This is a genomic window from Pedobacter sp. GW821-FHT01D05, assembly GCF_059422505.1.
In genome coordinates this window covers 1,919,218-1,932,435 of record NZ_JBWKXA010000001.1, presented here as the reverse complement: position 1 = coordinate 1,932,435, position 13,218 = coordinate 1,919,218, and the positions used below count along the sequence as shown (strand labels likewise).

The window sequence follows — 13,218 nt, the reverse complement described above, 5'->3', positions numbered from 1 at the left end:
TATCGCAATGAAAAAGATAAACTTAATATATGCATCCATTTTAGCAGTAGCACTCTCGGCCTGCTCCAAGCTAGAAGAAGATCCCGATGCTGTGCTTGTTACGGCACAGTTTTATCAAAATGAAAGTCAGGCGGTTTCTGCTGTTACGGCCAATTACCGTAAACTTTACGAAAGTGGCCAGTCGCTCTACAACAGTTTAATGCAGATTGGCGTAGAAATGGCTACCGACGATTACGAAGCAGGGCCAAGGGCCAGAAATGCACACGTTAGGGCCATATCTGGCCTAACCCACGATTCATCGAACGATAGGATGGAGCAGCTGTGGAAACAAAGTTACGATGCCATTAACGCTTCAAATATCGCCATCGATAAAATTGCTTTGATTGACGAGGGCAAGATCGGGTCGGTCATTAGAAAACGTTTAATTAACGAATCGAAGTTTTTAAGGGCCTTACATTACTTTAACCTGGTACGCTGGTTTGGCGATGTACCCATTGTATTGCATGAAAATACTTCTTTAGCGCCCGAAGATTTATATGTGCCCAATGCGCCCGAGGCTGCGGTATATGCACAGATCATTCAGGATTTAAAAGATGCAGAATCACTACCTGCACCGGCAGAATACAGCAGTAAAGATTTAGGAAGGGCAACTTCAGGCGCGGCCAAAAGTTTGTTGGCAAAAGTATACCTTACCCATAAAGAGTGGGCTAATGCAGCACAAAAAAGTAAAGAGGTAATCGACAGTAAATACTATTCGCTGTTTGCAAATTTTGCTGATGTATTTAATGTAGCCACCAAAAATGGTAAAGAGCATATCTTCTCGGCACAGTTTGTAGGTAACGCTGGCTTTCAGGGCAATAGTTTGGCCAGCCGTTCGGCCCCGGCAGATGTACCCGGTATTAATGGCGATTATGCCGATGCCCTGCATACCGCTGGCGGTTTGTATACCAGTTTTGCCGATAACGATACCCGAAAGGCCATCACCTTTGTTACGCAGATGGTGAGCCCTACAAATGGCCAGTTATATACCTTTTCGCCACAGTTTAATAAATATTACGATCCGGCTGTGGTGGGCAATCAATCGCAGTCTTCTAAAAATTTACCCATTATCCGCTATGCAGAAGTGCTTTTAATTTATGCTGAAGCCTTAAATGAAGTAAATAACGGGCCAAATGCAGCAGCCTATGCCGCAATAGATGAAGTACGCCAGCGCGCAGGTATTGCCAAACTAGCCGATGTTTCTCCGGCATTAACTGTAGATCAGTTTAGGGATGCTGTTTTTCAGGAGCGCAGAAAGGAATTGGTTTTCGAATATCAGCGCTGGTTCGATCTGGCCAGAAGAGGAGCCGATTATTATGTGGCCACACTCAAAGCAGCCGGAAAAACTTTAGCGGCCAGGCGCCACATTCATTTCCCTATTCCGCAACGCGAGCTTAACCTCAACCCTAAATTAAAACAAAACCCAGATTGGGTAAACTATTAACCGTTTTACACTAAAATTTAATCGCATGAATTTTAAACAAAAACATTCCGCTTTGCCCATAGCAAAAGCATGCCTGCTGGCCTTTGGCTTATTGGTGGTGCAGGGGGCATATGCCCAGAAAAAGCAAAAACCAAATATTGTACTGGTACTGGTTGATGATCTTGGCTTTTCAGATATTGGCCCTTTTGGCGCAACTGAAATAGAAACACCCAATTTGGATAAACTCGCTGCAGGTGGTTTAAAACTGAAAGAATTTTACAACAATTCGATCTGTGCACCTACCAGGGCATCGTTGCTTACCGGGCAGTACCAGCACAAAGCCGGTGTTGGCTTTTTTAACAATAACCTTGGGCTGGCGGCTTATCAGGGTTTTTTGAACCGCGAATCGTTAACCTTGGCCGAGGTACTTAAATCAGGTGGTTACACCACGCTCATGGCAGGTAAATGGCACGTGGGCGACGATCGGAACCAATGGCCGAACCAACGCGGTTTCGATCATTTCTTTGGTTTTATTGGTGGTGCCAGCAACTATTACGAAATCGGAGAAAAAGGCTCTGAAACCGTGCCATTGGTTAAAGATAATGAACCGTATTTTCTGGAACCAGGAAAATATTTAACTGAAGAAATTACCAATAATGCATTAGGTTTCTTAGACGATCAGCAAAAAGATAAAAAGCCTTTCTTTTTATACCTGGCTTATAATGCACCGCATTGGCCACTTCAGGCATTGCCTGCCGATATTGCCAAATACAAGGGCAAATATAAATTAGGCTGGGATTCGCTTCGCGTACAACGCTACCGCAATGCCATTAAAAAAGGACTTATCGGTAGTGATCAGAAAATTGCCGCACACGATGACCAGGTAAAACCCTGGAACAAGTTAACGTATGATGAACAGGAATATTGGCAAACCCGCCAGGAAGTTTATGCCGCCATGATCGATCATGTAGACCAGGGTGTTGGCCGTTTGCTGGCTAAACTAAAAGAACTGAAGCAGGACGAAAATACCTTGATCATTTTTATTTCAGATAATGGCGCTCAGGGTGGCAATGGTACCAGGCCTTACACCCAACGCACCACTGGCCCTGTAGGTACAGCCGGATCTTACGAAACACAGAACAGCAATTGGTCGCAAACGGGCAATTCGCCACTTCGCAATTATAAAGGCGCGCCGTACGAAGGCGGCATTAGTGCACCCTTTATCGCCTGGTTTCCGAATAAAATCAAAGCCGGAACAATTGCCAAAGGCACCGGGCATTTAATCGATCTTGCCCCAACTTTTTACGAATTGGCGGGTATCAGTTATCCAAAACAGTTAAACGGCATAACCAGTAATGCCCTCGCTGGTAAAAGTTTGCTGCCATTGCTCAGCGGATCAACCGATACCGTTCAGCGCGCTGCACCTTTGTTTTGGGAACGTGGAGGCAACAAAGCCGTACGCTGGGGCAAATGGAAACTTGTTTCTCCGGCAGGTTTAACCGAGAAATACGAACTTTTCGATATCGAAAAAGATAGGGCCGAAAATGCCGATGTGGCTGCTCAGCACCCCGAAATAGTAGCACAGTTAAAAGCCGCTTATATAAAGTGGGCTGCAGAAAATGGAGTAGTAGATTACGAATTGCTTAAAACTGCACCCGCCCGGCCTGCACAGGGAAATAATAGGGGCAATCAGAATTTTTAGTATTAAATAAAGAAAAAGATGAACAAAGTAATATTAACATGCATAGGTGCATTAATGGCCATTCAGGGTTTTTCGCAAAATGCCAGGCCGGCAAAGCCTAATATTATCCTTATCCTGGCCGATGATCTGGGTTATTCAGATCTTGGCGCCTATGGCTCAGAAATTAAAACACCCAATTTAGATCGCCTCGCCAATGAGGGCCTCCGGCTAAAAGAATTTTACAACAATTCCATTTGTGCGCCAACACGTGCTTCCTTATTAACAGGGCAGTACCAGCATAAAGCAGGTGTGGGGTATTTCGCCAACGATCTGGGGCTTCCGGCCTATCAGGGGTATCTCAATAAAGAATCGCTTACCCTGGCCGAGGTTTTAAAAACCCAGGGTTACAATACTTTAATGTCGGGCAAATGGCACGTGGCGGGTAAAGATGTAAGTTTTCCCTGGCAGCGTGGCTTCGATCACGTAATGATGTCGGAAAATGGAAGTTATTTCGATCAGGGCGATTACGAAGGGGGTAAAAAACGCGCATATACCATTGATGGCAAACCTTACCCATTAGAAGCGGGTAAATTTTACCAAACCGATGTAATTACCGAGAATGCCGTAAACTTTTTAGATCAAAGCGCTAAAGACAAACCCTTTTTCCTGTATTTAGCCTATACCGCGCCGCACTGGCCCCTGCATGCACTGCCTGAGGATATTGCCAAATACAAAGGCCGCTACGATAAAGGTTGGGATGTGCTCCGTGCCGAAAGAATTAAAAAACAAAAAGAACTGGGTATTATTGATGGTAATTCTACCATCTCAGAAAAAGATGCCGATATCTATAGCTGGAACAAACTATCGTTCGATCAGCGCAGTCAGTGGGCCAAAAAGATGGAGATTTTTGCCGCCATGGTCGATCGTTTAGATCAGGGCATTGGCCAGGTATTAAATAAGTTAAAGGCAACCGGAGCCGATAAAAATACCATCATACTGTTTATTTCCGATAACGGTGCCCCTGCAGAAGATCTGGTAAAGTGGTATAAAGGTGCTGTGCGCAATTCGGGCCCGGTGGGTACCATTGGTTCGTACGAATCGCAAAGCAAAAACTGGTCGTACGCTTCAAATTCGCCATTAAAAGCCTTTAAAGATTATATGTACGAAGGTGGCATCAGTTCACCATTTATTGCCTGGTACCCGGCTAAAATTAAACCGGGTACCCTAAAAAAAGGTACAGGCCATATTATCGATATCGCCCCAACTTTTTACGATCTGGCTGGCGCTAACTATCCAAAAAGCTACCAGGGCATTACGCCGAATGCATTGGCCGGTAAAAGCTTGTTACCAGTACTGTTCGGCAACGATAACGAACTGAAACGCGATGAACCGTTATTTTGGGAACGTGCAGGCAATCGTGCAGTACGCGCTGGTAAATGGAAACTGGTATCTACCTGGCCAGGCTACAATTGGGAACTGTACAATTTAGAAACCGACCGTGGCGAAACCACCAATGTAGCCAGGCAAAATCACGATGTGGTAAGCAGGTTATCGGTAGCTTATTTCGACTGGGCAAAAAGAACAGGTGTGGTAGATTTTGCCACGCTAGAGGCTAAAGAACCACCATCAATGAAAGAGTTCAGAAAAAGTAAGGTACAGGAAGTTGTATCAGAGGGTTTCGGCTTTTAATCGTTTTTTTTAAAATGTCAGTCTGCGCCTGTCGAAGACCTTATTTGTAGCCTCCAATTCTGCTCCTAATTTTGGAGGGGTTGGGGGCTGCAATTAGAAGAAACAAAAAACATTGTCATCCTGAGCCAGCCTGCACTGAGCGAAGCCGAAGTGAAGGACAAATGTTTTTTGTTTCGACTATTAAAAAATACCTTTTATTACATGTTGCCATTTTCATCGGTTGGGCCAGAAGAACCAATTCTTCTCCTTTATTTATAGTTTATACCAATTTCATCAGCAGGTTGAGGTAGTCTGCAATTAGTTTGCGCATTTTCATTTGAAAACGAACATGCATACCTCCGTGGGTGCTGCAGCCCCGTTATTCACTCCAATCTTTTTATTGCAAATTTTGTGCTACCAGCAGCAAGAATAGGAGAGATTACATTTATGCAATAAAAAGGATTTCCGTTGCTACCGGGTTTAAGACTAAAGGGGCGGTGCTTCTTGGCTCAGTAACCCGCCTTGTTAATAAAATTATCTGCAGCCAGAGTACACTTATAGCATACATTTTTGGCTGTTGATAAATAAATATTGGCAGCCAAAATAATGTATTTACTATGTGTTTTGGCCGCGGATAAATGTGGTTTTTGTCTCAGTAAATTTCCTCGATCCATAAATCATGTGTTAGATAATTTGCTGGTATACACCATTAGCGGAATTAAAGAAGCTTTAAAGAGTAAACTCATAAACATGCATATGGATTTATTCTCGTTAATAATCTACCTATTCAGGGTCTGCACCAATAGGCGGTGCTTCTTCCTGTAGTTTTGCAATAATCTCTTTCATTTTAGGTAAACCAAAATAATTGTGCGCTTCTATTATTTTAATCACTTCAGGATGCGAAACAGAAAGATTGTATAATGAAGAACCATGAAAGGTTCTATTCATCGCGGGTGCGGTAATATAAAACGCGGGTGCGGTAATATAAAATGCGGGTGCGGTAATATAAAATGCGGGTGCGGTAATATAAAATGCGGGTGCGGTAATATAAAATGCGGGTGTGGTAATATAATAATTGGGTCTATTTAATAAACTGGGGCATTGATCCAGTCTTTTCTTGGTCATTACACTTAATAGGAGTGTTGAAAATAAGCGTTTGGTTTGCTAATATTTTTAGTATTTTTGTTGGTGTCTAAAAAGTTGTTCTGGAAAACTTAAGACTATGCTAATACAGTAAAAAATATAATGGTAAATGATATGAAAGAGTTAATTGAACTTATAAAACGTTATTTATTGAAAGAGGCTGCAACTTTAAATCAAATTACTGACAAACCTAAGGAACGTAAGAAGAAGTAAGAATCTATATTTAAACTAGCAAAATGAATTCAAAAGAACTTATAAGAAAAAGCGAGTTGGAACAGAAGTGGGAGAGCTACAAGTATGAAGAGCCAATTAAACCATTAGTGACGTGTTTTACGATATACCAGGCCGCAAAAGCTGCTAAACATTGGATATACGACCCTGAAATTAAACGTTGGCAAACACCAGAAGAGTTTTTGGAGCTTGAAAAGCGAATTAGTGGCGGTGAACCTAAGCGATTGGAGCGTTTGCAGATTAAAGACCCTTTAGAGGGCATTAACGCAGCTTATGAACAATTACAGTCGTTAAAGGATAGGATGGAAGTATTTATGAAAAAGGTAATTGATTATTATAGACATAATTTTTAATTACAGTGCGCTATGGTAAAGAAAATGCATAGCTAAATTTGAGTATTTATTTATTCTATTTTGAAAAACTAGAGACTGATCTATAATTTGGCTATATTTAGAATGAATTCTGCTTGCTTAATGTAAATGTCTATGTAAGCTTATTAGGTAACCTTTTAAAAAATAATACTTCAACAATTGGAAGAAAAATTACTTGAAACAATCGTCACAAGCTTTACTAAGACCTTAATAGAGCAAGGCAAATTACTATTTGATGATATATATGAGACATCTTATGATGAAATTAAACAGTTTATTGGTAAGGATCTTAAAAATTATTTGACAAAGCAAAAAGAGAGATATTCGTTTATTAAAACTTTACTCAGAGGAAACACACCGGTTTATTTGTACGATGTTTATTTTCCTTCGAAATTGTTGAGCGATAATGAAGAAATATTAAATACAAATTCATCTACAGAATTATTTAGGAAGATGAATTATATAACTATTATCGGAGATGCTGGAAGTGGAAAAAGTACTCTAGTTAAACACTTATTTTTGAATTCTATTTTTGAACAAAATAAGATCCCCATTCTAATCGAATTACGATATCTAAATGAATCTTCTGGTGAGCTGGAAATCTTTATCAAAAATATTATAACGCAAAACAAGCTCGTAGTTAATAGTGAGATTCTGGAAAAATTACTTGATAAAGGAAAGTTTACTTTTTTTCTAGATGGTTTTGATGAAGTTGATGAAAAAACGAAGAAAAGGTTGGTCAAGCAAATTAATGATTTTGTTAATAAGTATAATGTGAATTATTATCTATTAACCTCAAGACCATATTCAAATATCGAAAATTTACCAATTTTCACCAATTTAAAAATGAAGGACTTGAGTCTTGATAATGGTGAAATCAGAGGTTTTGTCTATAAGCAATTAGGTGAGGAAAAAGAAATTGCCGAAAAAGCTATAGAGTCAATTGAACAAGGGGAATCAAAATATATCCATAGCTTTTTGAAAAACCCCCTTCTACTTTCTTTATATCTGTTAACTTTCCAAAACTACGCAGCAATACCCGATAAAAAATTTATCTTTTACAGAAGAGTTATTAATGCATTATTCTCAGAACATGATAGTAGAACAAAATTAGGTTACGTTAGAGAGAAATTATGTGGCTTAGATCAAGAGGGGTTTGAAATGATTTTAAAATCTTTTAGTTTTCTTTCTTATTTCGAAAATGAATTTTCTTTTAATCGCGATTATATAAATTTAAAGCTAAAATTGATAAAGGAGAAAAAAGAGATCAGTTTCGATAATAATAAGTTTTTAAACGATTTAAAATCAGCGATTTCGCTATTGGTTGATGATGAAGGAATGTATTCATTTGCTCATAGGTCATTACAAGAATATTTCACAGCACTTTTTATAACTGAATTAAAGGAAGAGGAAAATGAAAGAGTTTATAAGAAACTAACTCAAAAATATGCTAGATCAAAAGACGGTCCAGTGCAGGAAATTGAAAACCTTCTGTACTTGTTAAAGGAAATGGATGAGTATAATTACACAAGACACCTATATTATCCTCTTCTTGCTGAACTAAAAACAACCATATCTTCAGGAAAACATTCTAATTTATATATTAATTATATAGACTTCTTTGTTAGTGGCGTGATTGAAGTGACAACAAAATTTACGACAGATGAAAAACCATTATGGAGATATCGGCTCATTCTTAATGATAAAATACATAACACAATTTTTGTTCACCTCCCTTATACCATTAAGTTACACGAGTATCTGTCGAAGGTTTTACGTTCAGATTTATTTTTGCAGGAATTTGAAACCGAATTTGTTCTGCACAAAAACACAAGAAACCGGCGTTTAATTTTTACTGAAAATCAGTTTGATAAATTTTACAATTTACTAGATGTTAATATTCTTAAAAGCCTCACGGAAGAGTTAATGGCATTTATTGATAGAGAATCTGAAGCATGTAAAGCTTTTATATCTAAAACAGATTCTACTGAAAGAGATTTAGTTGATTTAATTTAACCGTTCTTGATGTGATTGACGTTTCTAATCACATATTTTAAATAAAAAACACGGATGCCCTAATCGATAGGCATCCGTGTTTTTTATTTACTGTTATCATAATTATTTTGTCACATTGTTTTTATAATATGTAGTATAATGCGATGATATAAGTGACTTTTAAACTTTTCATCTTCTGGATAGAGTATTAGAGTTAAGATTTTTTATTGACTTTTATTTGGTTTGAAAGATTTGTGCTTAGTCGTATCCTTAATTTTATTTTTTAAATCTAAATACCATTGATCTCTTTCAAAACCATAATATGCTTTACGGCCACCAAAATCGGTTTCAGCCTTTAAAATTTCCCATTTATTCTTAAATAGTTTTAAACTATAATCAAAATATATTTGATCGCCATGGCTTAATAATAAGACTCTTAATGTGTCTTTATTCATATCAAATTTCAAAACACTTATTCTTTTTCTACTATCATAGGGTGAATTAGGGCCAAAATTTACCATTGTAGCTTGTGGCGTATTTTTTATAAAAACAATATTAAAGTAGTTACTCTTTTGCGGCCAACTTTTGTTAAAATATTTAGTTTTTAAAAAATAAAGTGTATCAGGAAGTTTGCGTTTATTTTCTTTAACGAACACTTTATTATTAAGTATTTGCTGGAATATTGCTGTTGTATCTGCGCTACTTAAAGATTTTTTTTCTGCAATTCTACAGGAAAGAAAGCTCATACATAACATAAAGCAGAGTAATTTTAATTTTGTCATCACTCTAATTTTTAGGTTTAATTTTGTAATATTTCATCCATTCAAAAGCATTTTCGGGTATTAGCCTACCTACTCCCGTAGGTGTAATTGTATCTTCAAAATACCATCCTGGCTCATAACCCGGATCTTTAATTCTATTTGTAATCACTGGTAATAAAGCATTTTCATTGGTGCCAAAATGGGCAAATTCATGGAGTGTTGATATCACCAATATTAGACCTATCCCTTGATATCGTGCAGGAGAATTAACAATACTTAATCCATTAACATAGCCATCATCAATTTGTAGAGTTTTAGTGGCTTTATCATAGTGTCCTAAAATGTCATAACCATTTTTATCTTTTAAATTTTTAATAACAATAACCTTTGGGCCTTTGCCCGGTTGCATTAATTGCATAATTTTTTTTTCAGAAAATCCAGTTGTATAACTCATCGCTTTCAATACATTTGGATATTTGGTTAGAAAATTAGGCAAATCTGCTACTAAGCTTTTGAACTCTGGGTAATTACTTAATTCTGACACATCTAAATTCGGTAAAGTGATACTTGAATTCGGGATGTTATTCAAATATAATAAGTCTCGTGCTGAACTGCTTTTATTTTGCATTAAATACCCAACTGCCCAATTAACAAATTCTTTATTCTCCGGCGTATCTCCATTTAAGAGTAAGTAATCTTTAAATGCTTGATAAATTTCATTATTTGCAATCAGGAAATTCTGCTTATCAAGATCGGTCATACCCATAAAGTTAAGGCGGTAAACTATTGGCGTAATGCCATCACCAGGTCTGTAAGGTGTTATAAAATCAATTATTTGCCCGCCAATACCATAATAACTAATACCCGAATTATTGGTTGTTGTAGTGCCATCCGGTTTGCCATTTCCTAAGTTATATTGATTACCTACAGTAAATTTATCAGAACTTACATCAGGTTTAAAATATCCGGCCACTAAATTGCCATCAGTATTGCGGATGGTTGTCAATGTTCCTTCATATGTTTTACCATCGGCAGTTGTGATAGTGGTTTTATATGGAACATCAATAACAAGGCCTGCGGTTTTGGCCTCTGCTAAAAAGCTGTCAAAATCTGCAGTTCTAATCTGGCAGTTATGGCAATTAGGGTCGACGCCATAGTTTTTTCCTCTACCACCAGTACTACCGCCACTAGGGTTTGTAATGGGGGCACTAGGAAAAGAAATTGGCAAAACTGGAAAAATAATTGGTGGAAATTGAGGCATTGGTGGTGGTACAGTAATAGTTACCCCGCCTAAACTTCCTCCATGAACAGTCTCGTCATTGTCAACACCATTATCATTATTGTTAGATCCGCCTCCGCTCCCGGTTGACTCTCCGGTTCCACAGTCATTACAGCCTAAAATAAGTCTTTTTATACTAAGTATGTCGGCACTTTTAGTAACCACAAATTTATTGTCATGAGTAAGAAATCCAGTTTTGATTAGGTTGCCACTTAAAGAATAAACTTTTAGGCTTGTTTCTTTTGCTTTGTGAAAGATGTATTCTTTAATTAAACCGAAGTATTTCCCATTTACCCGATCAATATTAAGTTCTCTAAAGATACTGTCTTTATGGTATAATGGTGCCGAGTAAAGTATACTATTTCCTTCTTGAATTAAGCTGTCCGTATTAATCCAATCAGCATGATTCTGCATGATAAAATCTTTGTTGTTAGATCCTTTAGTTTCATCATCATACCATTTGGCAATTCTTGCTACATTAGGATCCAGTTTGTTATAATTATTGCTAGAAGATTCGAAAAGATCTTTTTTACAGCTTTGCACCAAGAATAGGCAAATCAGAATTAAGCAAGCAATTGCTCTGCCTTTGTTGTGTGTTAATTTAGTCATTGTTAATTTAAATTTTTAGAATGTGAGAGGGATGATGCGGCAAACTTACAGCAACATCATTGTTACTTAAAGCTCAATCGTTAAATTTTACATGAAACTATATGGGCGTGGTATAATGATGCGATAATCACCTATAATTTTAGTTTTTTTTACATGTAATGTGTTTTTTATACAAAAGATTAAGGGAATTAATCTGAATGGGGGATGACTAATTAATTCAGTAATAAAAAAAGGCTATCTTTTTTAAGATAGCCTTGATCAAATTATTATAGGGAGGTATTAAAAATATTCTTACAATTTCATTCTTGTAAAAGTTAGGGCTAAAATATGTTTACGCTGAGGGTGATCAATATTTAATGATGCTTTAATATAACTTTTAACGCCTAATACAGTATCGACCAAGCCGATTTGTTCTGTATGAAAGATATTAAACCGGTTCTTACGTGCATCATCAACAGGTGTCTTAGCAATCGCAACAGCTGTTATATTGCTCTCCATACTCGCTAGTAGGGTTTGGAAAGAGGCAATACTGATATCCTCTTGAGTAGGTTCGTAAACTTTACTCGTGGTTAGCACATCAATGTATTGTTTAAGATTCTCCACTCTATTGTCGTATGATACCCGGGACTTTGACGGGCCAGTGGCACCATCCGCAGGTATGCTATTTTTCCCAATTCCTCTTAAACGATCAGCAAGTGTTTTAGCAGTTTGTAGCTCGGCAGGATTATCAATAGCTGCCTTTAAATAATTATAACTTCTGGTAATTAATGCATTTAAAGATTTGAAAATGAGCTCTTGTCCATCAACAGCTTTACTATAAACTGGCAAAACCAAACTTAGGGCACGATTGGCATCGTCTGCATTTTTAGACAAGATTTCTAAGGCTTCTACTGAGAGTTTGGGTTTGGGAGGATTATAATCATCCCCAAGGGTTTTTAAACGGATAATTAAATCTTTTAAATTGGCGGCTTTTTTTGCGTAGCCGCTTTCTGAATTCGCCATAAGCTTTTCTAATTTAGGTAGGTTTTTAGTTAATTGTAAGAGAATATTAAATTTAAAATCATCCTCTTCAAATGTAGTAGACAAAACTTTGCCTAAATTTTCTCATTTGGTAATCTTAACTAGGCGAGCAAGTATGCCTACCATCAAATTTTAGATTGAAACCCTTTCAAATGATTCGAAAACCCAGATTTAATCTTTAATGCGTAGGTGAAAAAATAACTTCTGCGCATTTTATGTGTGCGAATAAAACTGTAGAGGTTTTTGCCATGTTTCCCCATTTTGCGCTGCCTTTGTGGAAATACTTCCCCATATTTTTATTATTTCTACAGTATGCCTTTGTTAAAATGTAAAGCCTTTAAAATAGTGGTAAAAGGGTTAGGACGAAAAGCTTTAACTACCATTTGCCTGGCAATAGGCGTATGTAGCAAAGGCATTGCAGCGCAGCTTAAATAAGCACAGTAAATAGATCATTTGCTTTGGGCTTAAATAAATGGGTTACGTAAAAATTAGTCAATCGTTTGCGCTGATATTTATGTTGTAATGCTCGTTTGCTTGTTCTACTTTTAAAAAATACAAATCAACAAAACCGATAAAAGCCAGCACAATGCGTACCCATTTGCTTACAAAAACACTTGTTTTAGGGCTATTAATAAGTTTATCTATTAATAGCCGGGCCCAAAAAGAAAACACCTTTGCAATAGGTGCCGAATCTTTTGAGCTTAATGGCAAGCCATATGTAATACGCTGTGGTGAAATGCATTTTGCCCGTATCCCAAAAGCCGAATGGAAACAGCGTTTGCAAATGGCCAAAGCCATGGGGTTAAATACAGTATGTGCCTATTTGTTTTGGAATATGCACGAAAAACAGCCCGATCAGTTTACCATGGTCAAAAACTTTTTAAAAACCTTTAACGCATTAACGTGCTGTAAGTGAATGGGTTTTGGTGTGTACAAGTGCGAAAGAATAGCAGGTAAAACGTTTGTTCAGTATTAACCGGATCAATTAAAAAACTAAA

General features: G+C 37.4%; 10 protein-coding genes. 6 read left to right on the top strand and 4 right to left on the bottom strand.

The features are described from left to right. Positions 1 to 7: 7 nt before the first annotated feature. The 3 genes from AC07VK_RS07815 to AC07VK_RS07805 are packed head-to-tail and all read left to right on the top strand — an operon-like array spanning position 8 to position 4,832. Positions 8 to 1,483 carry a RagB/SusD family nutrient uptake outer membrane protein gene (locus AC07VK_RS07815; protein WP_492959508.1) on the top strand — a complete coding sequence of 492 codons (1,476 nt, stop codon included), beginning with the start codon at positions 8 to 10 and terminating at the stop codon, positions 1,481 to 1,483. Between the two features lie 25 nt (positions 1,484 to 1,508). Beyond that, positions 1,509 to 3,164: an arylsulfatase gene (locus tag AC07VK_RS07810; protein ID WP_492959506.1), complete on the top strand. Its 1,656-nt coding sequence runs from the start codon at positions 1,509 to 1,511 to the stop codon at positions 3,162 to 3,164. Positions 3,165 to 3,182: 18 nt separating this feature from the next. Further along, the gene (locus tag AC07VK_RS07805) at positions 3,183 to 4,832 is read left to right on the top strand and encodes an arylsulfatase (RefSeq protein ID WP_492959504.1); all 1,650 of its coding nucleotides are present in this window, start codon (positions 3,183 to 3,185) and stop codon (positions 4,830 to 4,832) included. A gap of 762 nt (positions 4,833 to 5,594) precedes the next feature. On the opposite strand, the gene AC07VK_RS07800 is transcribed toward AC07VK_RS07805, so the two are convergent. Then, positions 5,595 to 5,936 (bottom strand): hypothetical protein, encoded by a 342-nt coding sequence (locus tag AC07VK_RS07800; protein ID WP_492959502.1) that lies wholly within the window; start codon positions 5,934 to 5,936, stop codon positions 5,595 to 5,597. A 254-nt stretch (positions 5,937 to 6,190) separates the two neighbouring features. On the opposite strand from AC07VK_RS07800, the gene AC07VK_RS07795 reads away from it, so the two are divergent. After that, positions 6,191 to 6,538: a hypothetical protein gene (locus AC07VK_RS07795; RefSeq protein WP_492959500.1), complete on the top strand. Its 348-nt coding sequence runs from the start codon at positions 6,191 to 6,193 to the stop codon at positions 6,536 to 6,538. A 177-nt stretch (positions 6,539 to 6,715) separates the two neighbouring features. Continuing rightward, on the top strand, positions 6,716 to 8,572 hold the full coding sequence (locus AC07VK_RS07790; protein ID WP_492959498.1) for an NACHT domain-containing protein: 1,857 nt from the start codon (positions 6,716 to 6,718) through the stop codon (positions 8,570 to 8,572). A 203-nt stretch (positions 8,573 to 8,775) separates the two neighbouring features. Here AC07VK_RS07790 and AC07VK_RS07785 read toward each other — a convergent pair whose 3' ends face one another. From AC07VK_RS07785 to AC07VK_RS07775, 3 genes are all read right to left on the bottom strand, one after another. Beyond that, positions 8,776 to 9,333, bottom strand: coding sequence for a hypothetical protein (locus AC07VK_RS07785; protein ID WP_492959496.1), 558 nt, complete (start codon positions 9,331 to 9,333; stop codon positions 8,776 to 8,778). A gap of 4 nt (positions 9,334 to 9,337) precedes the next feature. Next, the gene (locus AC07VK_RS07780; protein ID WP_492959494.1) at positions 9,338 to 11,200 is read right to left on the bottom strand and encodes a hypothetical protein; all 1,863 of its coding nucleotides are present in this window, start codon (positions 11,198 to 11,200) and stop codon (positions 9,338 to 9,340) included. 291 nt (positions 11,201 to 11,491) lie between these two features. After that, entirely contained in the window at positions 11,492 to 12,286 is a 795-nt protein-coding gene (locus AC07VK_RS07775; RefSeq protein ID WP_492959492.1) for a hypothetical protein, read from the bottom strand. 520 nt (positions 12,287 to 12,806) lie between these two features. On the opposite strand from AC07VK_RS07775, the gene AC07VK_RS07770 reads away from it, so the two are divergent. Beyond that, a complete protein-coding gene (locus tag AC07VK_RS07770; RefSeq protein WP_492959490.1) occupies positions 12,807 to 13,136 on the top strand; it encodes a beta-galactosidase in 330 nt (109 codons plus the stop codon). The last annotated feature ends 82 nt before the right edge of the window (positions 13,137 to 13,218 follow it).